Here is a 24,890-nt window from a genome sequence, read left to right as displayed (position 1 = left end):
GTCCGGCCCAAGGGCATCGACGACGTTCCCGTGGTGACGCTCACCCTGCACAGCCGTGACGACACCTCCGGCGCCTTTGCACTGGAGCGCGTGGCCCACAGCCTGGAGGCCGAAATCAAGCGCGTGCCCGGCACCCGCGAGGTGCAGACCCTGGGCGGACCGGGCCGCGCCGTGCTGGTGCGCATCGACACGAACCGCATGGCGGCCACGGGCACCACGGTGGACGACCTGCGCCGCGCCCTGCAGTCGGCCAACATGGGCCTGCCGGTGGGCGAATTGCTGGGCGGTGACCGGACCCTCCAGCTGGACAGCGGCCCGTTCCTAGCCCGCGCCGACGAAGCGGCTGACCTCATGGTAGGCGTGCGTTCGGGCAAGCCGGTCTTCCTGAAAGATGTGGCCGAGGTGCACGATGGCCCTCTGCCCGCAAGCCGTTATGTCTGGCATGGGATTCCGCGGCGCGGCGCACACGGCAGCAGCGAGAGCGCGGCACAGGTGGCGGTGGACGAGTACCCCGCGGTGACGATCACGGTGACCAAGAAGGCGGGAGAGAACGCCATCGACGTCGCCAACGCCGTGATGCAGCGGGTGGGACAACTGCAAAACACCGTGATCCCCGAAGGCGTGGAGGTGACGGAAACCCGCAACTACGGCGCCACCGCCAACGACAAGGCCCAGAAGCTCATCCAGAAGCTGCTGTTCGCCACGGCTTCGGTAGTGGCACTCGTTTTCCTGGCCCTGGGTCGCCGCGAAGCCGCCATCGTGGGCGTGGCTGTGGTGCTGACGCTCACGGTGACGCTGTTCGCGTCCTGGGCTTGGGGCTTCACTCTCAACCGGGTATCGCTGTTTGCGCTGATTTTCTCCATCGGCATCCTGGTGGACGACGCCATCGTGGTGGTGGAGAACATCCACCGCCACCAGCTGTTGCACCCCGGGCGCAGCCTCAAGGACATCATCCCGCACGCTGTGGACGAGGTGGGCGGCCCCACCATCCTGGCCACGTTCACGGTGATCGCCGCCCTGCTGCCCATGGCGTTCGTGAGCGGCCTGATGGGCCCGTACATGAGCCCCATCCCCATCAACGCCAGCATGGGCATGCTGCTGTCGCTGGCCGTGGCGTTCGTCATCACGCCCTGGCTCGCCCGGCTGTGGATGAGGGAGCACCCCGCTCATCCTCCCGGGCAATCCAGCCCGGCGCACAGCGGGCTCAGTGCCCGCATCGCGCCCACCTTCGAGAAGGTCTTCCATCCTTTGCTGGACGACGCGCACGGCCACCGCAACCGCCGCTGGCTGGGCCTGGGCGTGGCGGCACTCATTGCCTTGTCGGTCGCTTTGCCGGTCCTCGGCTGGGTGCAACTCAAGATGCTGCCGTTCGACAACAAGTCCGAGTTCCAGGTGGTGGTGGACATGCCTGCTGGCACCCCGGTAGAGCGCACGGCTGCCGTACTGCATGAGCTGGGCGCACACCTTGCCACCGTGCCGGAGGTGACCGACTACCAGGCCTACGCAGGTCTCTCGGGCCCGATCAACTTCAATGGACTGGTACGCCAGTACTACCTGCGCACCGGGGGCGATGTCGGCGACATCCAGGTCAACCTGGTGGACAAGCAACATCGCAAGGACCAGAGCCACGCCATTGCCATGCGCGTGCGCCCCGCCTTGCAGGAGATCGGCAAGCGCCACGGTGCGAATGTCAAAGTGGTGGAAGTGCCGCCCGGCCCACCGGTACTGTCGCCCATCGTGGCCGAGGTGTATGGCCCGGACGCGGAGGGCCGCCGTGAAGTGGCGCACGCCGTGCGTGCCGCGCTGGCCGCCACCGATGGCATTGTGGACGCGGACGACAGCAGCATCGCCGACGCTCCCCGCAAGCTGCTCATCGTGGACCGGCGCAAGGCGGCCCTGCTGGGCATTCCCCAGCAGGCCATCGTGAGCACGCTGCATGCGGGGCTCAGCGGTGAAGCCGCCACCTGGCTGCGCGATGCCACCAAGTACCCCGCGCCGGTACTGTTGCAGTTGCCAGCCGAAAGCCATGGCGATCTGGAAGGATTGCTGCGCCTCACGGTGCGCGGCTCACAGGGGCAGCTGGTCACGATCCGCGAGCTGGTCACGGTGACCGACACCGTGCGCGAGCAGCCCGTTTATCACAAGGATCTGCTGCCGGTGAATTTCGTCGTGGCCGACATGGCGGGCCGCGTGGACAGCCCGCTGTACGGCATGTTCCAGGCACGCAGCGCCGTTGCCCGGATCGTGGCACCCGATGGGGGCGCGGTCCAGGAATTCTTCGTGCGCCAGCCCGACGACGTATTGCGGGGCTACGCCATCAAGTGGGACGGCGAATGGCAGATCACCTTCGAGACCTTCCGCGACATGGGTGCTGCCTATGCGGTGGGCCTGGTGCTCATCTATCTGCTGGTGGTGGCGCAGTTTGGCTCCTACCTCACGCCGCTCATCATCATGGCGCCCATTCCGCTCACCATCATCGGGGTCATGCCCGGCCATGCCCTGCTGGGCGCGCAGTACACCGCCACCAGCATGATCGGGATGATTGCCCTGGCAGGCATCATCGTGCGCAACTCCATCCTGCTGGTGGACTTCATCAACCTGCAGGTGCGCGAGGGAGTTCCTCTCAAGACGGCCATCGTCCACTCGGCGATCACGCGCGCCCAGCCCATCGTTCTCACTGGGCTGGCGGCCATGATCGGTGCGTTCTTCATCCTGGACGATCCCATTTTCAATGGCCTGGCCATTTCGCTGATCTTCGGCATTTTTGTCTCCACCGTGCTGACGCTGGTGGTGATTCCGACGCTGTACTACGCCGCATACCGCGGACGCAGTGCCGACGCGCGCGCCCCCAACCCCGGCGCCTCGACCCCACCTGACAACGGCCCGCCAGAGGCCGTCTCCCCGCCCTGAAAACGGGGACCAGGCACCCACCATCCGTCAGTCAACCACAGGAGACAACATGGCACATGTAGTGATCATCGGGGCCGGCATCGGGGGCATGCCGGCTGCGTACGAAATGCGGGCCAAGCTGCCGCGCGAAGACGGGGTGACGGTCATCAGCGCCGTCGACTATTTCCAGTTCGTGCCCTCCAACCCCTGGATTGCCGTGGGCTGGCGGCAGCGAGACGACATCGTCCTGCAGATCCGCCCGCTGCTGGAGCGCAAGGGAATCGGCTTCATCGCCCAGCCGGTCAGATCCATCGATGCAGAAGGCAATGCGCTGACGCTGGAAGACGGCACCACCGTGGCCTACGACTACCTCGTGATCGCCACGGGACCGCGGCTCGCGTTCGAGGAAGTGCCGGGATCGGGGCCGGTGAATGGGCACACCCACTCGATATGTACGGTGGACCACGCCGAGCGATTCTGGCAGGACTACCAGGCGTTCCTGGCGTCTCCCGGCCCCATCGTCATCGGCGCCATGCCGGGTGCCAGCTGCTTTGGTCCGGCCTATGAGTTTGCGTTCATCGTTGCGGCAGACCTGCGCAAGCGCAAGCTGCGCCACAAGGTTCCGATCACCTTCGTGACAAGCGAACCCTATATCGGCCACCTGGGTCTCGGCGGCGTCGGGGACAGCAAGAGCATGCTCGAGAGCGAGCTGCGCAGCCAGGACATCAAGTGGATCACCAACGCCCGCACCACGCGGGTCGAGGCGGGCCGGATGTGGCTTGACCAGCTGGACAGCAAGGGCCAGGTGGACTCGCAACATGAACTGGACTTCAGACTGTCGATGATGCTGCCCGCATTCAAGGGCATCGATGCCGTGGCCGCGGTGCCCGGGCTGTGCAACCCGCGCGGCTTCGTGCTCATCGACGAGCACCAGCGCAGCAAGGCCTACCCCCGCATCTTTTCTGCCGGGGTGTGCGTCGCCATTCCGCCTGTGGAAGTCACGCCCGTGCCCACAGGGGCGCCCAAGACCGGCTACATGATCGAAACCATGGTGTCGGCCGTGGTCCACAACATCGCCGCGGACATCGCGGGCCAGCCTGCCGACGCGACCGCCACCTGGAACGCCATCTGCCTGGCCGACATGGGCGACACGGGGGCCGCGTTCGTCGCCCTGCCCCAGATGCCGCCGCGCAACGTCAACTGGTTCAAGAAAGGCAAATGGGTGCACCTCGGAAAAATCGCTTTCGAGAAGTACTTCCTCAACAAGATGAAGTCCGGCACGTCCGAGCCCATCTACGAGAAATACGTGCTCAAGCTCCTGGGCATTGCCCGGCTGCACGACCGCAGCCCTTCCTAGTTTTCAGGTTTTCAACAAGGAGTCGCAAATGACCACATGGCAAATCGTCCGCTTGATGGCGGGCATCTTCATCCTTCTATCGCTGGCGCTCGGCGTGCCTGGCAGCCCCCTGTTCGTGAGCCCCTGGTGGCTGGCGTTCACGGCTTTCGTGGGCCTGAACCTGCTGCAAAGCGGAATCACCCGCTGGTGCCTCATGGAGACCATCCTGCGCAAGCTGGGCGTGCGCTCCGGCTGCTGAGGAGGCCCGCCATGCGCACACCGATCCTCGGTGCTGTCTTGCTCGCCTGGGGCATGGGCGCTGCCCAGGCGGCAGATCTGCTGGAGGCCTGGCTGGCAGCGAGGCAACAGCACCCGGACATGGCGGCGGCCGTAGCCAGCCAGGCGGCAGGCGAAGCGCGCCGCCTGCAAGCAAGCCGCCTGTGGAACCCGACGGTGGCCGCACAAGCCACGGCCGGGGTGATGGGCTCCAGTACGTCGGCCCACGGTGCCGCGTTTTCCATGCCCGGGGCCGCGCCCACTGCGGGGGTGGATTTTGAGACATCGGTGCGCAGCGGTCCGGGAGCGCGGTGGGGCATTGAGGCACGCTGGCCGCTTTACAGCCCCGAGCGCAGCGCACAGGAGCGGCAGTTGCGGCTATCAGCCGAACTCGCCGACTTGCAGGCCGCGTCCATCCAGCAACAGCTGATGCTGCAGACGGCCCAGAGGTACTTTGCTGCGGTGTGGTCGCAACAGCAACACGTCTTGCTGCTGCAGCAGCAGGTGGCAAGCGAACGAGCGCTGGCGGAATCACGCGACCGGTTCGCGCTCGGTGACGCGCCCACCACCGACGTGCGCGAAGCCGAGGCGCGCGCGCTGGCCGTTTCGGCCCAGGTGCAGGCCGCGGACATCGAAATGCAGATCGCGCGCCAGGCGCTCGCGCAGACCACGGGCTGGAACCCCACGCAGTTACCCCCACTTCATCTCCCGGCCCAGGTCGATGGCGCCGCCGCAGCTGCAAGCCAGGAGGTGGCGATCGCACCATTGCCCGAATGGCTTGCAACGGCTGCACGCGACAACCTTCTGGTGCGCACGCAGACCCAGGCCCTGGCGCTGGCCGAACAAGAGGCCGCCAAGGCCGCCCGTGCGGCCAGCACGAAGGTGGATATGGTGAGCCAGGCCGCAGGGGATCATCTCTCCGGCTCAGGGCGATGGGGGGCTGCTTCCAACGCCGCCCGCCAGTTCGTGGTGGGCGTGCAGATACAGGTGCCGCTGTTCACGGGCGGCCAACAAGATGCACGGCAGCAGGAGTTGCTGCGCCTGCGGGACAAGGCGCAGGCCGAACTCGACAGCACCCATCTGGCCATCGCGCAACAGGTGCACGCCACTTGGCTCCAGCTGCAGGCAGGCGCAGCGCGAACCGTGGCGCTGGAATCCGCCCACCGAGCGGCCCAGTCGCGGCTGGAAGCCACCCAGCTGGGCCGCGAGGTCGGAGACCGCACCACGCTGGAGTTGCTGCAGGCCCAGAACGACGCCACCCTGGCCGCGTCCAACCTGCTTCAGCACCGCGTTCGCAGGGCACAAGACCGCCTGCATCTCCTGGCCCTGGCAGGCCGCCTGAACGAAGCCGCGTTGCAGTCCGCCACCGATGCGGACCGCACGCTTCCATCCCCGAAGCACCCTTGACCAGAACCCAGCGAACCATGATTTCCGGCACAACCTCCAAGGCCACGACTCCACTCGTCGTCGATGTGCGATCACCCGGGGAATACGCCTTGGGCCACGTTGCCGGGTCCATCAACCTGCCGCTCGACAGCCTGCCCCAGTGCGCTGCCGCCGCGCTGCCCGAGCGTGACACGCCCCTGGTGGTGTGCTGCCTTTCCGGCGCAAGATCTGGTGCGCGGTTCAATGGCTGAAGGCCCAGGGCTACCGACAGGTGACCAGCGGCGGCAGCATCGGCAGCGTGGCGTTGCAGCTCGGCCGCCCCATCCAGCAGAGGTGATACGTGCCTCTGCCAGGACCTATCTTGAGATGGAAGTGAGGTAAACCCATGAATCCCTTGATCGAAGCATTTTTCGACGAGGTCACCGGCACCGTGAGCTACGTGGTCTACGACGAACCAGGCGGCGTCTGCGCCGTGGTGGATTCCGTGCTCGATTTCGACCCGAAATCGGGCCGAACCGCCACGCGCTCGGCTGACCGCATTGTGGACTTCGTACAGCGCCAGCACCTGACGTCGCAGTGGATCCTGGAGACCCACGCCCACGCCGACCACCTGTCGGCCGCGCAATACCTGCGTGACAAGCTCGGCGGCAAGATCGCCATCGGTGCAGCCATCACACAAGTGCAGGGTGTGTTCAAGTCCATTTTTCATCTCGAGCCCGAGTTCAAGACGGACGGCCGCCAGTTCGACCGCTTGTTGGAGGACGGCGAAACGCTGTCCATCGGCAGCTTCCAGGCGCGCGCGATCGCCGTGCCGGGCCACACGCCAGCCTGCATGGCCTACCAGGTGGGAGACGCGGTGTTCGTGGGCGACACCCTGTTCATGCCCGATGTGGGCAGCGCTCGATGCGATTTTCCGGGCGGAGACGCTCGCACGCTCTACCACTCGGTGCACCGGCTGCTCAGCCTGCCCCCGTCAACCCGGCTTTTCATGTGCCACGACTACCCCCCGCCGGGACGCCTGCCCGCCTGGGAGACCACCGTCGCACATCAACGCGCCCGCAACATCCACTTGCACGACGGAGTCACGGAAGACGCGTTCGTCGATTTGCGGACGCGCCGGGATGCCACCCTGGACATGCCGGTGCTCATCCTCCCGGCTGTCCAGGTCAACATCCGGGCAGGGGCGATGCCGCCTCCCGAAGAGAACGGCGTGACTTATCTCAAGATCCCCATCAACGTCCTGTGACACGCTGGCGTGAAAGCCTACCCCCACTTCAGGAATCCCATGAAAACAGCACACGATCTGGTGACCGAGGCCAAGGCCCGGGTGCATGAAGTCGCTCTTGAACAAGCCGAAGAGGCCATCCGCACGGCAGACGTGCTGATCGATGTGCGCGAGTCCGACGAATACCAGGCCGGCCATATCCCGGGCGCCATCCACATGTCGCGCGGGCTGCTGGAGTTCAAGATGAGCAGCGCGCCAGCGCTCACCCCCCGCGACCTGAAAGTGCTGGTGTACTGCAAGACCAGCGGCCGGGCGGCCCTGGCTGCGTGCGCGCTGCAGGACATGGGCTACCTCGACGTGCGATCCATCGCGGGTGGGTTTGATGCGTGGTGTGCGGCCGGCAAGCCCGTGGCCTCGCCCGCGTCCCCTTCGTTCGACTAACCCTAAGGAGCTCATCATGAAAGCCAACGTTGGAACCCTGGACCGCATCCTGCGCATCGCGGCCGGGCTGGTACTGATCGCGCTCGCCGCCACCGGAACCGTGGGGTGGTGGGGCTGGCTGGGTGTGGTGCCGCTGGCCACCGGCCTGTTCCGCTTCTGCCCGGCGTACACGTTACTGGGGATCAATACCTGCCCGCTCAAGCAATAGGCGAGGTAGGCGTATCGGGCTCATCGCCCGGGTTGTCACGGCTGCATAGGCCCGGCCCGCACGTCTGCTCTCGCGCAGAAACTGGGAGTACCGACGCAGCTCGACTCTTTTTACCTACAAATCCGCTCGCATGCAGAACTGAAGATGGCCTCGAGTCGTTTTGAGGAGCGTCTAGGAGTGTCTGTCTCATGCCATACCAACCAAATTTTCTGATCCCACTGAGCAGCCGCAGGGGCCAATGATGTGGCAACCGACCCTGCCATGGTGGGAGTTGGTAGCACGTGGTGTGATCGTCTACGCGCTCCTGCTGTTGCTGATTCGACTTTCCGGCCGGCGCACCGTGGGGCAGTTCACCCCCTTTGATCTGCTGGTGGTCATGCTGCTCAGCGAGTCGGTATCCAATGCCCTCAATGGAGGGGATGAATCCATCACCGCCGGCCTCATCAGCGCCGCAACGCTGATCAGCCTGAATCTACTGGTGGCGGCTGCAAGCGCACGCATCGCCAAGGTCCAAACAATGCTCCAGGGGGAACCAGTGCTGATTGGCAAAGACGGCCGGATCTTTCCCCAGACACTCAAGAAGCTCCACGTTCCCGAAGCGGACGTGCAGCAGGCTTTGCGTGAAGCCGACTGCGACATCGACCGCATGCATTGCGCATTCCTGGAAGCGGATGGCCGCATCAGCATTCTCAAGAAGCCCGCGGACTGACCCAGGAAGCCTGCGCGACACACCTGCGGGGCCCCTCCTTCAGCAATGCAGAGCGGCAAGCGTTGCTTTCACATCCGGACAGGCGATGACAGTCAAACACAAAGTTTTCTCCCGAGACCGCATGCGCCACTTGAAGGCCAGTCCGACGGTCCTGGTGCTGGTGGATTTCATCAATCCTCTGGATTTTCCCGGGGCGGAAAATTTGCTCAGAGGCGCGCTTTCCGCGGCCGCCGCAGCGGCCCGACTGAAGCGCACGCTGTCGGCCCGGGGTGTCGCCACCATCTATGCGAACGACAACTACGGCGTCTGGCATTCGGACTTCAAGGAGCTTGTGAAGGCATGCCAGGCCCTGCCGGGCGCACGGGGCGAAATGGCGTCCATGCTGGCGCCGGAGGAATGCGATCTCACGGTTCTGAAACCGCGCCACTCTGCATTCCACTCCACCCCCCTGGACCATCTGCTGCATGAACTCAAGGCGGACACGCTGGTTATCGCGGGTCTGTCCACGGACATGTGTGTGCACCTCACTGCCATGGATGCTTACATGCACGGCTACAAGGTTTGGGTGCCCAGCGACTGCACGGCCGCAGAAAGCGATAACTCCAAGGTTTTGGCCCTGCGGCAGATGTCGAGGGTGCTCAAGTGTTCCATCCGCAAGGCCATCAGGCGTTAGAGCCTGTTCACTGTCTCACAGGGGTCGCGCGTTGGAGCGCCATCGTGAGGTTGGTGGATTCGGGTGTGCGGTAGCGGACTTTGCGGGTGGTCTGCAGCGTTGCGGCGCTTGACCATGCCGAGCCATTGGCAGCGCACTGCGGTTTGGGCACCACCCGAAAAGAGCGCTGCGCGGCCCGTGGGAGAACGCGCACAGGCTCTTGGGGCAATGCTTCGCGGCAGACTCAAAGGTCGGGTAGTCCAGCGCCTACGCAGCATCCCATGCAATTCCTGCAACCAGGTGTTGCGGGGCGTCGCAGCATGGGCTTTTCTGAGCGAACGCCCGTCATGCTGCAGCCTACCCCCCTCCCCCTGATAAACACCCACGCCCGCAACGCGCCTGTCGCGATTACCGCGTCCTCACGGCCGGACTTTCCTTCCCACCCCTACACGAGCGCAGCATGAGCGCGGAGCCGCCTCCTCCCGCGCTGGCATCCAGCCCTGCCAAACGTCCGCGTGCCACGCGCCATCGCGTGGAGCCGGGGTCGCACTGGCCCCTCGGGGCCACAGCCACGCGCCATGGCGTCAATTTCGCGGTCTACTCCCGCGTCGCGGACCGTGTGGAAGTCTGCCTGTTTGCCCCTGACGGACGGGAAACGCAGCGCATTCCCCTCCCCATGCTGACGGATGACATCTGGCACGGATTCGTCCCAGGCCTGCGTGCAGGCCAGCTCTATGGATTTCGCGTGCATGGGCCGTACGATCCCGCGCAAGGCCTGCGCTGCAACCCCGCACTTTTGCTCCTGGATCCTTACGCACGAGGCATTCCCGACCGCGTGGTGGGCGCAGCCGATCAGTTTGGCTACGTGCTCGGACATCCCGATGAAGACGCAGAACCCAACCCGCATGACAATGGCCGCACAGCTCCCAAGAGCCTCGTGGTGCGCTCGCGCTTCGATTGGGGCGAAGACTGCCCACCGCGTGTCCCGCCGCGGGACACCGTGTTCTATGAAGTGCACGTGAAGGGCTTCACCCAGACCCTGAACGGCGTGGCGCCGCACCTGCGTGGCACCTATGCAGGGCTGGCCACCGACGCGGCCATCGCGCACTTGAAGAGCCTGGGGGTCACCAGCGTGGAATTGCTACCTGTGCAGGCCTTCATGGACGACCAGCGTCTGGTAGACCAAGGACTTGCCAACTACTGGGGCTACAACACGATCGCGTTTTTTGCGCCGGAACCCCGCTACGCCACCCCGCAGGCCCGGGCCCTGGATGGTGGCGTGGACGAGTTCAAGGGCATGGTCAAGGCGCTGCACGCTGCAGGACTGGAAGTCATTCTGGACGTGGTCTACAACCACACAGGTGAAGGAAACCACCTCGGCCCCACACTCAGTCTGAAAGGGCTGGACCACAGCGCCTACTACCGCCTGAGCGAGGATCCGCGCTTCTGCATGGACGTCACCGGCACTGGCAACACGCTGGACACCAGCAGCGCGCCGGCGCTGCGGCTGGTGCTCGACAGCCTGCGGTACTGGGTGCAGGAAATGCATGTGGACGGTTTTCGTTTCGACCTCGCCACGGCCCTGGGGCGCGATGGCGCGGGTGACTACACCTGGCGCGCGCCGTTTTTCACCGCCATCGCCCAAGACCCCGTGCTCGCGCAAGTCAAGCTGATTGCCGAACCGTGGGACCTGGGCCCCAACGGCTACCAGCTCGGCGGATTCCCCACTGGGTGGATGGAATGGAATGGCCGCTACCGCGATGCCGTGCGCGACTACTGGGTCAACGCCGACAGCAGCCTTCCCGCGTTTGCCGCCAGCCTGTGCGGCTCGGCCGACCTGCTGGAACCTCGCCGGCGCCGTCCCACCGCGAGCGTGAACCTGGTGACCGTGCACGATGGCTTCACCCTGGCCGACCTCGTGAGCTACGACATGAAGCACAACGAGGCCAATGGAGAGGACAATCGCGATGGTGAAAGCCACAACCGGAGCTGGAACTGCGGCGCCGAGGGCGACACGGACGACCCCGCCATCCTGGAACTGCGCGCCCGGCAGACCCGCAACTTCCTCGCCACGCTGTTTCTGTCGCACGGTACGCCGCTCCTGCTCGGTGGCGACGAGCTGGGCCGCACGCAGCGCGGCAACAACAATGGATATTGCCAGGACAACGCGCTTTCATGGTTCGACTGGGAGCGTGCCGGGACGTTTTCCGAACTAACGGCCTTCACGCGCGGCCTGCTGGCGTTGCGCCGCAGCCTGCCGGTCGTGCGGCTGGAGAGCTGGCCCCACCACTCGGCGGGCGCTTCCGCCTGCGTGACGGTGGACTGGCACAGCGTGTGGGGGCAGAGCATGACAGCCGAAGAGTGGGATGACCCTGCCGTGCGCTGCGTGGCGGCCGTCATGGAAAGCCGCCATGGCGGCGAAGACGCATTGCTGGTGCTCTTCAACGCATCTGCCGAGGAGGCTGTTTTCACGCTGCCGGTGGACGAAGTGCCCCGCACATGGACGCTGCGGCTGGACACACGCGGCGCGCAAGTGGTGGTATCGCCGTCGGACAGCCAGCCAGGCCCTGAGCCCATCACCTGTGTGCAATCGGGGGAGCACTACACACTGCTGCCCCATTCCATGGCGGCATTCACCACTCCGTCATCGCCGTCTTCCCCAATGGCTGCACCGGACCCACTGGCCGCCCCCGCGCGTGCATCGCACCCGCAACCTGCCCCGGACCCGGACCCCACAGATCGGCCCGTTCCATGAGCACACCAGGCAGCTCCAAACCCAGCACTGCGGCGGGTCATTCCATGCGTTTTGGCGCACGCCTGCGCGCAGATGGCGGCGTGGATTTCAACCTGTGGGCACCCCAAGCACGCAGTGCGGCTGTGCTGTACCGGCACGGCGCAGAGGAAGGCCAACTGGACTGCCTGCAGGCCACATCCGAGCCGGGCGGCTGGTGGCACGCGCACATTGAGGATGCCACCGCACACACCCGCTACCAGTGGCAGATCAACGATTCCTTGCGCGTGCCAGACCCTGCCGCCCGCGAGGCTCCCCACGGGCCGCACGGTCTTTGCCGGGTCACCGAACCCAGCAGGTACTCTTGGCACCGGCCCGATTGGCGGGGCCTCGCCTGGGAGGAACTGGTGTTTTATGAGCTGCACATCGGCACCTTCACACCCGCGGGCACCTATGAGGCGGCAGCCGCCGAGCTGCCCCGGCTTGCCGATCTGGGCTTCACCGCCATCGAGCTGATGCCGCTGGCCACGTTCGGCGGCCAATGGGGCTGGGGGTATGACGGCGTCCTGCCGTTCGCGCCGCATCCGGCCTACGGCACCCCCGACGACCTCAAACGCTTTGTCGACGCCGCCCATGCGCTTGGGCTGTGCGTTTTCCTGGACGTGGTCTACAACCACTTTGGCCCCGACGGCAATTACCTGCACGCATACGCGCCGACATTTTTCTCGGCGACCAACGACAGCCCGTGGGGGCCCGCGATCAATTTTGACGGCGAAGGCAGCGCCACGGTGCGCGAATTCTTCGTGCACAACGCCCTGTACTGGATCGAGGAGTTCCGCATGGACGGCCTGCGGCTGGATGCCGTGCATGCCATCGTGGACGACGGGCGTCCTCACATCCTGCAAGCCATCAGCGACGCGGTGCGCGTCTCGGCACAGTCAGCGGGCAGGCACGTGCATCTGGTGCTTGAAAACGAAAAGAACCAGACTGCGTGGCTGCGCGCGCCCGAGGGTGCCAGTCCGATTTACGACGGTCAATGGAACGACGATTTCCACCATGCGCTGCATGTGGCGCTGACGGGCGAGTCGCACACCTACTATGCCAAGTTCGCCCGCGACCCGATGACTCTGCTGGCACGGGTGATGACCCACGGCTTCGCCTTCCCTCACGGGCGCTTGGCGACCGACTCCGACCCGCCGCTCGCATTGACGGCCATGGTGAACTTCCTGGGCAACCACGACCAGGTGGGCAACCGCGCCTTTGGCGAGCGCCTGGCGCACTTGGTGCCTGAGCCCGCTGCAGAACTGGCGCTGTTGTTGGTGCTGCTCACGCCCGCCATCCCCATGGTCTTCATGGGCGACGAGTTTGGCGCATCCACGCCGTTTCTGTATTTCGCCCACTGGGAGGGCGAGTTGCGCGATGCCGTGCGCGCGGGACGCCAGAACGAGTTCAGCCATGCTCAGCCAGAGAAAGGGGCCCTTCCGGATCCCTGCGATGCCGCCACCTGGACCGCAAGCCGCCTCCACTGGGAAGAGTCGGAGTTGCCGGACGGGCGGGCGCGCTGCGCCCTGCTGCAACGCGCACTGGAGGTGCGCCGCGAATGGCTGACCCCACAGGCCCGCCACCTGGCCACCGGCGGCCACACCGCCGAGCGGGTGGGCGCCCATGGCTTGCGCGTGGTGTGGACGTACCGCCACGGGATGCGCTGGTGCCTGGAAGCCAACCTCGGGCCGAAGCCGTTGATCATCACCTTGCCGCCCCCTTCTGGCGTGCCCGTGCTGGAGCACCGCTGGGACGCGCAAGCACCTGGCGCACAGCCGGCCTGGGCGCCCTGGTCCGCCCGCTGGACCTGCACCCCTGCGCACCCATGAATACACCTGCTTTTCCTCCTTTCTCCGAGCCCGACACCGAACTGCGGCAGCGCGCCGAACGCGCGGGCATTGCCACCGCCTACACAGGCTTCTGGGGGGATTCCGTGCGCGTCGGCGCCGACGTGCTGACCCAGGCCCTCCACGCCATGGGCCGGCATACCGACACCAGCGCCGTGCCCGAAGCCGTGGTGGCGTGCGCAGGCCAGGCGCAGCAGCTGCAGCTGCCGGTCGCGGGCCCTTGGCAATTGCACAACATCGACGTGCCGGATAGCGCCCCTTGCGCCAGCGGCGACGGGGCCGCCGCCGAACTGCCTGCCACGCTGGAGCCTGGCTACTACCGCCTGTGCGCCCCGGACAGCGTGCGCACGGTACTGGTGGCGCCGGCCCAGTGCTGGTTGCCCGAGGGGCTGACCCAGGGCGAGCGCTGGTGGGGCCTCACCACCCAGATGTACGCCCTGCGCTCGGAGCGCAGCTGGGGGATTGGCGATTTCAGCGACCTCGCGCGGTGCGCCACCATCGCCGCCGCCCAGGGCGCGGCGTTTGTGGGCGTGAGCCCGCTGCACGCCCTGCGCCCCGGCCAGCCCGAGGCCGCCAGCCCCTACAGCCCCAGCAGCCGGGTGGCGCTGAACGTACTGCACATCGACGTCACAGGTGTGCCGGAGTATCTGCACTGCCAGGCAACCCAGTCACTCGTCGCCGGCCCCGCATTCCAGGCGCAACTGCAAGCCGTCCAGCAAAGCACGACTGTCGACTACACGGCAGTGGCCGCCCTCAAGGAGGCGGCCTTGACCCTTCTTTGGAAAACGTTTCAGCAGACGGCCTGGACGGGCGATGCGGCCCGGGGCGATGCCTTCGACCTGTTTTGCCGAACCCACGAAACAACGCTGGGCCCGCATGCGCGTTTCGAGGCCATTCAATCCGCGCTGCAGGCGGCGGATGCGTCGGTTTGGGGGTGGCCCGCCTGGCCACAACCTTTGCGCGATCCAGAGAGCGCTGCGGTACATGAATTCCTGCAAGGGCACGCAGACCTGGTGAACTACCGCTTCTGGCTGCAATGGCTGGCCCACGAACAGCTGGCGCAAGCGGCTGCGACCGCTCGTGCGCTCATGCCCATCGGGCTGTACTGCGATCTGGCTGTCGGTGCGGCGGACGGCGGCACTGACACCTGGGCCGAACAGGCACTGTATGCGCGCGGCATGAACGTCGGAGCGCCGCCCGACCCGCTCAGTACACAGGGCCAGGACTGGGGTCTGCCGCCTGTCAATCCCGTAGCGCTGACGGCGGCACACTTCCAACCGTTTCGCCGCCTGCTGGCTGCGGTCATGCAATATGCCGGCGCGCTGCGCATGGACCATGCCATGGCCCTGATGCGGCTGTTCTGGACCTGCCCGGCCGGTGGCACCTACGTGACCTACCCGTTGCAGGCCTTGCTGGCGGTGCTGGCCATTGAAAGCCATCACCATCGCTGCATGGTCATCGGCGAAGACCTGGGCAACGTCTCACCACAGATGCGGCAAGCCATGGCCGAGCATGCCTTGCTCTCGTACCGGCCCCTCATTTTCGAACGGATGGAAGGCGGTGCCTTCCGCCCTCCCACGCAATGGCCTGTAGCGGCCCTGGCCGTGGTGAGCACGCACGACCTGCCCACCTTGGCGGGCTTCTGGGCAGGCGCCGACCTGGCCGTGCAACAGCAACTCGGGTGGCTTCGCGACGACACCTACCTGCAGGCGCTGCTGGCGCGTGGACAGGACCGGACCCACCTGCTGGCCGCCCTGGAGGCGGAGGGGCTGCTGCCGGAGGGTGTCACGCTCGACCCACAGTCAGCCCCGGAAATGACGCCCGAGCTTGCCGCAGCCGTGCACCGCTTTCTGGCGCGGACCCCATGCCAGCTGGTCGGCGTGCAGCTGGAGGATCTTCTGGGGCAGCGGGAACAGCCGAATGTTCCGGGCACCACCGACAACGTGCACCCCAACTGGCGCCGGCGCATGGCGGTCCCACTGCAGGATCTGGCCACCGCACCCTTTTTTGCGGCCATCACATCCGCGGTCCGGAGCGAACGCGCAACCTCCTTCCCGCGCACGGCTGCCGTGCCCGCGCTGGACACCGCAGAAATTCCCCGCGCAACCTACCGCGTGCAGCTGCACGCCCAGTTCAACTTTGAGCAGGCCCGTGCTGTCGTCCCTTACCTGCACGCACTGGGTGTGAGCCACCTCTACACGTCGCCTTACCTCAAAGCCAGCGCAGGCAGCACCCATGGCTACGACATGGTGGATCCTTCGGAGATCAACCCCGAAATCGGAACGCCCGCCCAGCAGGAAGCACTGTGCACCACGCTGGCGGAGCACGGGATGGCTCACCTGCTGGACACCGTGCCAAACCACATGGGTGTGGACGACCCCGGCAACCGCTGGTGGAACGACGTGCTGGAGCATGGCCTGTCGTCTCCCTATGCGAGCACCTTCGACATCGAATGGAATCCCGCTGAGCCGCAGACAGGCCACCGTGTGCTGCTGCCAGTGCTGGGTGACCACTACGGCAAGGTCCTGGAGGCAGGCGAGCTCCAGGTGCGCTTTGACAGCGAGAAAGGCCGTTTCTTCGTGGCTTATTGGGAGCGGACTTTCCCGCTCGACCCCCGCAGTTACGCCGCGCTGCTGGGGGCCGCTCCCCTGCCGGTTGCCGCCGAAGGCGCGAGCCAAGACGACGTTTCTGCCGTCCACTCCCTGATCGATGCGTTCGCCATGCTGCCAGCGCAAGACACCCCCGATGCCGCTGCCCGCCTCGCTCGACTTCGCGACACCGTCCTGCATCAGCAGCGTCTGGCGGAATCCGCCGCGCGTTTCCCTTGGGTTCGCGACTGGATTGATGCCAACCTGCGCCACGTCAACGGCACGGCCGGGGTGGCGAGCAGTTTCGATTTGCTGGACCAGTTGCTCGGGAGCCAGGCCTACCGCCTGGCCGACTGGCGGGTGGCGGGCGATGACATCAATTACCGGCGCTTCTTCAACATCAACACGCTGGCCGCCATCCGCATGGAAGACCCGTCCGTGTTCGAAGCCGTGCACGCCCAAACCTTGCGGTGGCTGGCCGAGGGCAAGGTCCACGGTTTGCGCATCGACCACCCGGACGGCTTGGCACACCCCGCCGAGTACTTCGAACGCCTGCAGCAACGCTACCAGCAACTGCGCCAGGCGAGGGGGCTACCGCCACGCGCGCTGTACCTTGTCGTCGAGAAGATCGTGGCCGAACATGAGCCGCTGCCGGCGGACTGGCGAGTTCATGGCGGCACAGGCTACCGTTTTGCCACGCTGGTCAACGGCCTCTTCGTCGATGCCGATGCACAAGAGCGCTTCGACAAGATCTACACGGACTTCACGCAGGAAACTCTCTCGCTGGAAGACGCGACGCGCGAATGCAAACGCCTGATCATCGAAACCGCACTGTTCAGCGACCTGGAATGGCTCGTGAACACCCTGAAGCGGATTACGCGTGCAGACCGCCGGGTGTGCGACTTCACGCGCAATCAGCTGCGCGTGGTGTTGATAGAGGTCGCAACGCAGTTTCCGGTGTACCGCACCTATGTGGTCCCCGGCGCCGCCCCCAGCGCGTCGGATGTGCAGCACATCGATCGCGCCCTGGCCGCCGCCCGCCGGCGCCTGGGCACTGCCGAAGGGGGTGTGCTCGTGTTCCTGCGCTGTGTGCTGCTGGCCGAAGGAGAAGGTGCGTCCGCCGCGCTCCAGGCAGACTTCGTGCGCCGCTGGCAGCAGTTCACTGCGCCCGTGATGGCCAAGGCCGTGGAGGACACCCTTTTCTACCGCTACGTGCGCCTGGTTTCGCTCAACGACGTCGGCGCCGAACCCCAGCGCTTTGGCATGCCCATCGCCGGCTTTCACCATGCAACCCTGCAGCGCAGCCGCCACGAGCCCTACGGCATGCTGGCGACATCGACCCACGACAGCAAGCGATCGGAGGATGTTCGGTCCCGGCTCAATGTCCTGTCGGAGCTCGTGAGCGAATGGCAGGAGACGGTACACGCGCTGCAGGAGGCCGCGGAACCATTCCAGACCACGGTAGACGACCTCCCCGCACCCAGCGCCCATGACCGCTGGGCACTCTTCCAGGCCCTGGTGGGGATCTGGCCCGCCGAGGGCGCAGACGCGAACGAGCGCCCGCTGCTGCGCGAACGCATCCAGAACTACATGGTCAAGGCCATGCGCGAGGCCAAGCAGGAAACCAACTGGCTTTTCCCCCACCAGGCCTATGAAGAGGCGGTGGCGAGGTACATCGAAAAGGCGCTCTTTTGCGAGCCGTTTCGCAGCACCCTGCAGGATTGGGTGGGTCGCATCGCGCCCTACGGCTTTCGCAACAGCTTGAGCCAACTGGCCATCAAGCTGCTGGTTCCTGGTGTGCCGGATATCTACCAAGGCTGCGAGCAATGGAACTTTTCACTGGTCGACCCCGACAACCGACGCCCCGTGGACTTTACAGCGCTGCAGTCTTCGCTGGCGCCGCTGCAGGCGCTGTATGCCGACGGCGCCTTTCCGTCTGCCGAGCAGTGGAAGATCCTTTTGAGGCCGGGTGGGGCATCCCTGCCGGCAGCGACCAAGCAACTGGTGACCTGGCGACTACTGCAGCTGCGCGCGCGCCACCCCGCTTTGTTGCGAGACGCCATCTACCTGCCGCTGGCGGTGGATGGCCCGGCGGCAGACCATGCCCTCGCATTCGCCCGCATCCATGAAGGCCGCGCCGTGGTCCTGGTGTGCAGCCGCCTCCTGGCCAAGTGGGAAACACAGCACCAGTTCGACTGGGGAGCCACGCAAGTGGCGCTGGGCAGTGCCCATCCCGTCTTGGCCAAGCCGCCAGCGTGGACCAACCTGTTCACAGGCGCCCGACTGGCGAACGCGCCCGCCGCACCGCTGGCGGAAGTGCTAGGGAATGTCGGCGCCCAGGGCGCCCAGCTTCCGTTTGCCGTCTTGGTCGCTGAGAACGCGGACTTTTGAATCGGCATCCTGATGCGGAACCGCTGGGGCTGCGCTTTCCAAGCCTTGCGCGGCGCTTCGACAAGCTGAGCTTCGGCGGAGGAAAGGAATTGAAGCCGGATCCATCGTTCAAGTAACGAACAGACTCTTTGCGGGTCTCAAAAGCCCGGCTTGGCCACCATCAACCAGAAGACGGCCAGAAAGGCGAGCAATGCAGGCACCCCCAGGGCAAACCACCAGCCGAAGTACCGCCAGAACGCCGGTGTGAGCGGCCGCCCGGCCCGTGCCGAAGCAAGGGCTTCATCGCGCATCCGGGTTTGCAGCCAGACCACGGGGAGCCAGCAAGCGATCGCCACCGCATAAAGGCCCACAGACCAGGCCACCCAACCCGTTTCCATCGACAGGCCGGCCAGCCGCATCAGCCACCATCCGCTCACGGGCTGGAGCACCGCAGTCGTCGCGGTGAAAATCCAGTCGGCGCGCACCACCCAGCGGCAGACGTGCGCCACCACGGTCGCGTCACGGCCCCCCACTGCTGTCAGCAAGTAGAACGCAGAGCCAACGCCCGTGCCGAAAAGAAGCGTCGACGAAAGAACGTGCAGCCACTTCACCAAGAGGTAATCCATGCGCCTGACACTAAGCGAGCACGCCACTGGCTTGTGACAGACACCACGCGGAGCCAGGAACGCTGCGATCCTACAGACAAGCGCCTTGCCGCGGCCACACTGGCTGCATGGATCATCCATCACCGACGATTGCACAGCGAGCTCTGGTGGCCGGCAGCTGCGCCAGCGTGCTCTCCGCCGCTGTCCTGGCCCTTGCGGGGCAGCGGGAGGCCGGCAGCGCCGCGGCCCCCATCAACGCCGTCAGCCATTGGTACTGGGGAGACAGGGCGTTTCGCCAGCAGGGGCCCGATGTCCTGCACACGGCCCTGGGGTACGCCACCCACCACAGCGCGTCGATCTTCTGGGCGGCCCTGCTCGCGTGGTATCTGCACCGCCATCCCCAGCGGAACTCCCCTGCCCAGCTTGCCCTGGCCAGCGTGGCGACCAGCGCCATCGCGTGTCTGGTCGACTTCCGGTTCACCCCGGACCGGTTGATGCCTGGCTACGAACATCGGCTGTCGCGCAAGGCGCTGGCAGCCACCTATGCCGTCTTCGCCGTGGGACTGGCGCTGGGGGCATTGCTCACCACGCGCCGCGGCAGCGCGCGCCCGCGTTGAACCCCGTTCTTCCTTCCTCGCACCAAATTTCCATGAATCAACCCAAGCAGCCCTCCCGCGGCATTCCGACGTCGTCCAGCAGAAACCGCCGTGCGACCCACCGAACCGTGGTTCTCGCCGCCATCGTGGCAGCCCTGGTTCTAGTGGCGATGTGGGTGCCGTGGTAGCTGCGCGAACCGCAGCGCCCCTCAGCCCGCCACCACGCGGTTGCGCCCGGCGTTTTTCGCCTCGTAGAGCGCAGCGTCCGCACGGGCCAGCAGTTTGTCAAGGGAGTCGCCCTCGGGCAGGCTGGCCGTCACACCAATGCTCACCGTGCATCCGATCTCGTGATCCCCCGGCATGCACGCCTTGCGGATGCGTTCGGCCACCTTCAAGGCTTCGTCCAGGGTAGTTTGCGGCAGCACCAGCACGAACTCCTCGCCACCAAAGCGGCCCAGCAGCTCCTTGCGGCGCAACTGGCCTTGAACCTTGGCGGCAAAATCCACCAGCACCCGGTCGCCCATCTGGTGCCCATGGGTGTCGTTGATGACCTTGAAGCGGTCCAGGTCCATGATGAGAAATGCCAGGGATTGGCCGGTGCGCTGGCAACGTTCGAGTTCGATGGCGCAGGCCTCATCCATGTAGCGCCGGGTCAAGGTGTTGGTCAGCGAATCGCGCGTCGCCAAGTGCTCCAGTTCAGCCCGCAGGCGGTCGCCGGCCATGAGCACCGCCCCCACCGAAAACAGCAGGACGGACACCGAAAAACTGGCGATGAAAAGCGCCTGCTGGGGCGTGGCGTCAAGAATGGTGTCGCCCGCCGGCCAAATGAACGTGGTGGCGAGGCGGACCACCTGCACGGCCGCGATGTACGTGAGCACCGCCACTGTCAGCCAGCGCGAAAAGCTCCCCATGCCCCGTTGCACGATGAACCACGCATGCCGCGCGAAGATCGCGGCCATCAGCGCAGCCATGAGGCGCAGGCGGGCGGAATAGTTGGGATCCCCCCAGGTGAACCACGCAGTGGCGAGCACCACCGCGCCGATCATGCCCAGCCACCGCAGGGTGTGAGGCTGAACGTCGTGGAAGCGCTGCGTCCCGGCGTAGAGCCGGTAGACGCCCCAGCTGAGCAAAAAATTGGGCACGACGGTGGTGAGTATCTCTGGCAGCTTACCCCGCGAAGCCGCCAGGATGCCGCCGCCCACGATGATCAGGAGCGCCTGAGACCAATGACCCAGGCCCTGAATGCCGGGCGGGTAGCTGCGCTTGAGCGCGTACAACACCAGCGCCATCAGCGCGCTCATGGCGCTGATCAGGACGATGGCGGTTCGCGGGTCTATCAGGTTCATGGTGCTCAGAGTGTGCCTGAGCCGCTTGGCAGCCGCCAGCGGCCCGGATGGACGCCACGGGACGCCACCGCGCACCTTGCAAGGACAACCCCAACCGCCCTCAGGGCCTTGCTAACTCGAGCGCCACGTGGCCCATCACCGTGCCCAAGGCTTCCGACTGTTCTTTCAAGCTGGCGGCGGAGGCGCCGCTGTGCTCCACCAAGGCGGCATTCCGCTGGGCAAGCTCTTCCAATTGCAGGACGGCATGTCCCATTTCGGCGATGCTGGCGCCCTGCCCGGCAGTGGATGCGTGAATCTCGCCGATCACGCCCACCACCTGCTGCACGGCCGACACAATCTCGGTAATCGTGCTACCTGCACCGTGGACCAGTTGAGCCCCCTCCTGCACCAGGTCCACAGAGGATGAAATCAGCCCCTTGATCTCGCGGGCGGCCTGGGCGCTGCGCTGTGCCAGCTTGCGCACCTCCGCCGCTACGACGGCAAAGCCGCGCCCCTGTTCGCCAGCACGCGCGGCCTCCACGGCGGCATTGAGCGCCAGGATATTGGTCTGGAACGCAATCCCATCAATCACGCCGATGATCTCGGAGATCTTCCCTGACGCAGCGCTGATCGCGTCCATGGTCTGCACTGCCTGCCCCACCACCGCGCCGCCATGGCTGGCCACTTCGGACGCCCGCACGACCAGCAACTTGGCCTTGTGCGTGGCGTCGGTATTGGCGCCAACCGCCTCCGTCAACTGGAGCATTGCAGCGGAAATCTCCTTGAGGCGCGACACCGTCAGGCCGGTGCGGTGGCTCAGGTCCTGGTTGCCTAGGGCGATCTCCTCTGCGGCAAGGCGCACCGAGGCACTCGCATCGCGAATGCGGGAAAGCACCGCGGCCTGCTGGTCGGCGAACGCATTGAAGCTGGCCGCGATGTCCGCCAACTCGTCCGTGCCGCGCGCGTCCATGTGGCGTGGGCGATAGGCTGCGTCTTCACCCGAAGTTACTTCGCGCATGGCGTCGCGCAGTTGCCCCAGGCGGACCAGGCGGTGCGCAATAAAGCCCCCCAGCAAGGCAGCGGTGGCCATCAGCACCAGCAGGCTCACGGCCACCGAGACCGTCAGCATTGCGGTGATCGGCTCCAGCGCCTGGGCTTCGTGCAATAGCACGGCCAGCCGCCAGTCCGTGCCCTCCACGGGTACCACCATCAGCAAGAACTTGGTTCCACCCCGTCGCACCGGGACCAACGTGCCGCTGGCGGCGGCCTGTTGCAAGGCTTGCGGCGTGAGTTCGGCCAACACATCGGTCGACGGAGCAAGGAGCATGCGATCTTCAGGGTGGGCAATGACCACGCCGTCGGCATTGACCAAAAAAGCTTCGCTGTCGAACGTAGGGCGGATGGAGGCCACGTTGGCCAGCACCGCGTCCATGGAGGCATCGGCCGTACCCACGCTGGTCACGGCGGACTTCGGCCCCACCGGCGCCGCGAATGTGATCACCAATGGCCCTTCAGAACCCGCCGCGCGGTAAGGAGAAGTCACCACGGGCTGGCCCAGTTGCAGCGCCTGCGCGTAACCCGGCTTGGCCAGGGCGGAGCCAGACGACGCCCCTGCCGTCACATAGTCGAAATACGCGCCCACAAACTGCCCTGCATCGCGCAGCATGAGCAAGGACTTGGAGGGCTCCGGGTCGTTGGTCGCAGCCTGTACCAGGCTGAGCTTGGATTGAACCCATTCGGAGATGCCCTTGGCATGGCTCCTGGCGAGCGCCAGATTTTGCTCGGCCAAGCCCTGGTAGGCCCGCTCCCGGGCGGTGAAATAGTTGGTGAGCGTGATGGCAAGCACCCCCAGGGCCAGGCACAGCAGCGACGTGAGGACGATCTGCGTCTTGAGCGATTTCAGCATGGCAGTACACCTTGAGGGGTGTGGGGCGCAGCGCGTGCACAGGCGTGCCTCCCGCCCAGACCGGGATGCCCAAATGAGATTGGAAAGCGGGACAGCGCCCTTGGCCACCGCCCCGCAGCCGCAGCGAGGAAGTGCCGCTCAGTCCAGCTGCCCCTGGCACACGTACTTGGTGTGCAGGTAGTCGTCCAGCCCGTGTGTCGATCCCTCGCGCCCGTAGCCCGACTCCTTAACACCGCCAAACGGTGCGGCCTCGGCCGCCAGCGCGCCTTCGTTGATGCCGACGATGCCTGTCTCCAGCAGCTCGGCCACGCGCCAGATGCGGCGCACGTTCTGGCTGTAGAAGTAAGCGGCCAGACCGAACGGCGTGCCGTTGGCGGCGGCAATCACTTCGGCCTCGTCGTCGAACACGGTGAGCGGCGCCACGGGCCCGAAGGTCTCCTCGCAGGCGCAGGCCATGGTGGCGTCCGCCCCCGCCAGCACGGTGGGTGCGTAGTAGGTGGCGCCGAGCTCCCGCAATCGCTTGCCGCCCGTGAGCACACGGGCACCCTTGGCCACGGCGTCGTTGACGTGCCGCTCGATCTTCTCCACCGCGCGGTCGTTGATCATGGGACCGATCTGCGAGGCCGGATCGCTGGCAGGGCCAACCTTCAGCGACGAGACCTTGGCGGCCAGTTGGTCCGCGAAGGCATCGAACACCTGGCGGTGCACGAACACCCGGTTGGGGCTCACGCAGGTCTGGCCGCCATTGCGGAACTTGGCGGCCATGAAGCCTTGCACGGCGGCGTCGATATCGGCGTCTTCAAACACAATGAAAGGCGCGTTGCCGCCCAGCTCCAGCGACAGCTTCTTGAGCGTGTCCGCACTGCGGCGCGCCAGGTGCTTGCCCACGGGCGTGGAGCCGGTGAACGTGATCTTGCGCACGCGGCTGTCATCCAGCCACACGTCCACGACTTCGGGGGTCTTCTCGCGCGAGGCGGTGACGATGTTGAGCACCCCGGGCGGCACCCCGGCCTCATGCGCCAGCAGCACCAGGGCCAGCGAGGTCAGCGGCGTGTCTTCGGCGGGCTTGCACACCACGGTGCAGCCCGTGGCCAGCGCCGGGGCAATCTTGCGCGCGATCATCGCGGCCGGAAAGTTCCACGGCGTGATGGCGGCCACCACGCCCACGGGCTCTTTCAGGGCGAACATGCGGCGGCCGGGCACGGGCGCGGGAATGACCTCGCCGTTCATGCGCGTGGCCTCTTCGCCAAACCATTCGATATAGCTGGCGGCGTAGGCGACCTCGCCCTTACCCTCTGCCAAGGGCTTGCCTTGCTCCATGGAGATCAGCGCGCCCAGGTCATCACTGTGCGCCACGACCAGATCGTTCCAGCGCTTGATGATGGCCGCGCGCTGTTTGGCGGGCACCTTGCGCCAGGTGGGGAAGGCAGCGTGCGCGGCGTCCAGTGCAGCGCGGGCTTCGTCAGCGCCGGAGTCAGGCACCGAGGCGATGACGGCGCCGGTGGCAGGGTTGGTCACATCCAGCCGGGCGGCCGTGTCGGCGGCCCAGGCGCCGTTGATGAAGTTGGCGTTGCGGATCAGGTCGATGCGGGCAAGGGTGAGGGACATGGCGGTTCTTTCCAGTAATTTTTGAACAAATCGGCCCCTAGCGCTTATTGGAAAAGCGCAAGCAGCTATCAAATCAGGAGTAATTGCAGAAGACGCGCTCAGTCTCCTGCCACCCGCGCCGCAATCGCCTCGCCCACCTGCGTGGTGCTG

At 66.0% G+C, this 24,890-nt stretch carries 18 protein-coding genes; 14 read left to right on the top strand and 4 right to left on the bottom strand.

What is annotated here, in order from left to right; all coding sequences use genetic code 11:
• The 13 genes from MRY84_RS05490 to treY all read left to right on the top strand — a co-directional run.
• Positions 1-2,910: efflux RND transporter permease subunit (locus MRY84_RS05490; RefSeq protein WP_291504739.1), on the top strand; the 2,910-nt coding region annotated here is incomplete at its 5' end.
• A gap of 49 nt (positions 2,911-2,959) precedes the next feature.
• Entirely contained in the window at positions 2,960-4,246 is a 1,287-nt protein-coding gene (locus MRY84_RS05485) for an FAD/NAD(P)-binding oxidoreductase (protein ID WP_291504738.1), read from the top strand.
• A 28-nt stretch (positions 4,247-4,274) separates the two neighbouring features.
• Positions 4,275-4,484, top strand: a complete 210-nt coding sequence (locus tag MRY84_RS05480; protein ID WP_291504737.1) for a DUF2892 domain-containing protein — start codon at positions 4,275-4,277, stop codon at positions 4,482-4,484.
• A gap of 11 nt (positions 4,485-4,495) precedes the next feature.
• Entirely contained in the window at positions 4,496-5,908 is a 1,413-nt protein-coding gene (locus tag MRY84_RS05475; RefSeq protein ID WP_291504736.1) for a TolC family protein, read from the top strand.
• A gap of 17 nt (positions 5,909-5,925) precedes the next feature.
• Complete coding sequence (locus MRY84_RS05470) at positions 5,926-6,138, top strand: rhodanese-like domain-containing protein (RefSeq protein WP_291504735.1); 213 nt, start codon at positions 5,926-5,928, stop codon at positions 6,136-6,138.
• 134 nt (positions 6,139-6,272) lie between these two features.
• Entirely contained in the window at positions 6,273-7,133 is an 861-nt protein-coding gene (locus MRY84_RS05465) for an MBL fold metallo-hydrolase (RefSeq protein ID WP_291504734.1), read from the top strand.
• A 39-nt stretch (positions 7,134-7,172) separates the two neighbouring features.
• Positions 7,173-7,553, top strand: coding sequence for a rhodanese-like domain-containing protein (locus MRY84_RS05460; protein ID WP_291504733.1), 381 nt, complete (start codon positions 7,173-7,175; stop codon positions 7,551-7,553).
• Positions 7,554-7,569: 16 nt separating this feature from the next.
• Positions 7,570-7,761 (top strand): DUF2892 domain-containing protein, encoded by a 192-nt coding sequence (locus MRY84_RS05455; RefSeq protein ID WP_291504732.1) that lies wholly within the window; start codon positions 7,570-7,572, stop codon positions 7,759-7,761.
• Between the two features lie 241 nt (positions 7,762-8,002).
• Complete coding sequence (locus MRY84_RS05450; protein ID WP_291504731.1) at positions 8,003-8,470, top strand: YetF domain-containing protein; 468 nt, start codon at positions 8,003-8,005, stop codon at positions 8,468-8,470.
• Positions 8,471-8,555: 85 nt separating this feature from the next.
• The gene (locus MRY84_RS05445; protein WP_363317479.1) at positions 8,556-9,143 is read left to right on the top strand and encodes an isochorismatase family cysteine hydrolase; all 588 of its coding nucleotides are present in this window, start codon (positions 8,556-8,558) and stop codon (positions 9,141-9,143) included.
• Positions 9,144-9,582: 439 nt separating this feature from the next.
• Positions 9,583-11,877: a glycogen debranching protein GlgX gene (gene glgX, locus MRY84_RS05440; RefSeq protein ID WP_291504730.1), complete on the top strand. Its 2,295-nt coding sequence runs from the start codon at positions 9,583-9,585 to the stop codon at positions 11,875-11,877.
• Positions 11,874-13,724, top strand: a complete 1,851-nt coding sequence (gene treZ / locus MRY84_RS05435) for a malto-oligosyltrehalose trehalohydrolase (RefSeq protein WP_291504729.1) — start codon at positions 11,874-11,876, stop codon at positions 13,722-13,724. Before glgX ends, treZ begins: the two co-directional genes overlap by 4 nt.
• Positions 13,721-18,721, top strand: coding sequence for a malto-oligosyltrehalose synthase (treY, locus tag MRY84_RS05430; RefSeq protein WP_291504728.1), 5,001 nt, complete (start codon positions 13,721-13,723; stop codon positions 18,719-18,721). The genes treZ and treY overlap by 4 nt, the downstream gene beginning before the upstream one ends.
• 137 nt (positions 18,722-18,858) lie before the next feature.
• Here treY and MRY84_RS05425 read toward each other — a convergent pair whose 3' ends face one another.
• On the bottom strand, positions 18,859-19,326 hold the full coding sequence (locus tag MRY84_RS05425; protein ID WP_291504727.1) for a DUF2269 domain-containing protein: 468 nt from the start codon (positions 19,324-19,326) through the stop codon (positions 18,859-18,861).
• A gap of 107 nt (positions 19,327-19,433) precedes the next feature.
• Between MRY84_RS05425 and MRY84_RS05420 the strand changes: the two genes are divergently transcribed.
• On the top strand, positions 19,434-19,922 hold the full coding sequence (locus tag MRY84_RS05420; RefSeq protein ID WP_291504726.1) for a hypothetical protein: 489 nt from the start codon (positions 19,434-19,436) through the stop codon (positions 19,920-19,922).
• Positions 19,923-20,110: 188 nt separating this feature from the next.
• On the opposite strand, the gene MRY84_RS05415 is transcribed toward MRY84_RS05420, so the two are convergent.
• From MRY84_RS05415 to MRY84_RS05405, 3 genes are all read right to left on the bottom strand, one after another.
• Positions 20,111-21,247, bottom strand: a complete 1,137-nt coding sequence (locus MRY84_RS05415; protein ID WP_291504725.1) for a GGDEF domain-containing protein — start codon at positions 21,245-21,247, stop codon at positions 20,111-20,113.
• Positions 21,248-21,347: 100 nt separating this feature from the next.
• Complete coding sequence (locus MRY84_RS05410) at positions 21,348-23,132, bottom strand: methyl-accepting chemotaxis protein (RefSeq protein ID WP_291504724.1); 1,785 nt, start codon at positions 23,130-23,132, stop codon at positions 21,348-21,350.
• Between the two features lie 138 nt (positions 23,133-23,270).
• Positions 23,271-24,740, bottom strand: coding sequence for an NAD-dependent succinate-semialdehyde dehydrogenase (locus tag MRY84_RS05405; RefSeq protein WP_291504723.1), 1,470 nt, complete (start codon positions 24,738-24,740; stop codon positions 23,271-23,273).
• Positions 24,741-24,890 lie beyond the last annotated feature (150 nt).

The organism is Acidovorax sp., from assembly GCF_022763525.1.
Classification (GTDB): domain Bacteria; phylum Pseudomonadota; class Gammaproteobacteria; order Burkholderiales; family Burkholderiaceae_C; genus Acidovorax.
This window is presented reverse-complemented; position numbering and strand designations above follow the sequence as displayed.

Excerpts from the sequence above, each read along its gene's own strand:
- MRY84_RS05485 (WP_291504738.1), top strand. The coding sequence starts at position 2,960 with ATGGCACATGTAGTGATCATCGGGGCCGGCATCGGGGGCATGCCGGCT.
- MRY84_RS05480 (WP_291504737.1), top strand. The coding sequence starts at position 4,275 with ATGACCACATGGCAAATCGTCCGCTTGATGGCGGGCATCTTCATCCTT.
- MRY84_RS05475 (WP_291504736.1), top strand. The coding sequence starts at position 4,496 with ATGCGCACACCGATCCTCGGTGCTGTCTTGCTCGCCTGGGGCATGGGC.
- MRY84_RS05470 (WP_291504735.1), top strand. The coding sequence starts at position 5,926 with ATGATTTCCGGCACAACCTCCAAGGCCACGACTCCACTCGTCGTCGAT.
- MRY84_RS05465 (WP_291504734.1), top strand. The coding sequence starts at position 6,273 with ATGAATCCCTTGATCGAAGCATTTTTCGACGAGGTCACCGGCACCGTG.
- MRY84_RS05460 (WP_291504733.1), top strand. The coding sequence starts at position 7,173 with ATGAAAACAGCACACGATCTGGTGACCGAGGCCAAGGCCCGGGTGCAT.
- MRY84_RS05455 (WP_291504732.1), top strand. The coding sequence starts at position 7,570 with ATGAAAGCCAACGTTGGAACCCTGGACCGCATCCTGCGCATCGCGGCC.
- MRY84_RS05450 (WP_291504731.1), top strand. The coding sequence starts at position 8,003 with ATGTGGCAACCGACCCTGCCATGGTGGGAGTTGGTAGCACGTGGTGTG.
- MRY84_RS05445 (WP_363317479.1), top strand. The coding sequence starts at position 8,556 with ATGACAGTCAAACACAAAGTTTTCTCCCGAGACCGCATGCGCCACTTG.
- glgX (WP_291504730.1), top strand. The coding sequence starts at position 9,583 with ATGAGCGCGGAGCCGCCTCCTCCCGCGCTGGCATCCAGCCCTGCCAAA.
- treZ (WP_291504729.1), top strand. The coding sequence starts at position 11,874 with ATGAGCACACCAGGCAGCTCCAAACCCAGCACTGCGGCGGGTCATTCC.
- treY (WP_291504728.1), top strand. The coding sequence starts at position 13,721 with ATGAATACACCTGCTTTTCCTCCTTTCTCCGAGCCCGACACCGAACTG.
- MRY84_RS05425 (WP_291504727.1), bottom strand. The coding sequence starts at position 19,326 with ATGGATTACCTCTTGGTGAAGTGGCTGCACGTTCTTTCGTCGACGCTT.
- MRY84_RS05420 (WP_291504726.1), top strand. The coding sequence starts at position 19,434 with ATGGATCATCCATCACCGACGATTGCACAGCGAGCTCTGGTGGCCGGC.
- MRY84_RS05415 (WP_291504725.1), bottom strand. The coding sequence starts at position 21,247 with ATGAACCTGATAGACCCGCGAACCGCCATCGTCCTGATCAGCGCCATG.
- MRY84_RS05410 (WP_291504724.1), bottom strand. The coding sequence starts at position 23,132 with ATGCTGAAATCGCTCAAGACGCAGATCGTCCTCACGTCGCTGCTGTGC.
- MRY84_RS05405 (WP_291504723.1), bottom strand. The coding sequence starts at position 24,740 with ATGTCCCTCACCCTTGCCCGCATCGACCTGATCCGCAACGCCAACTTC.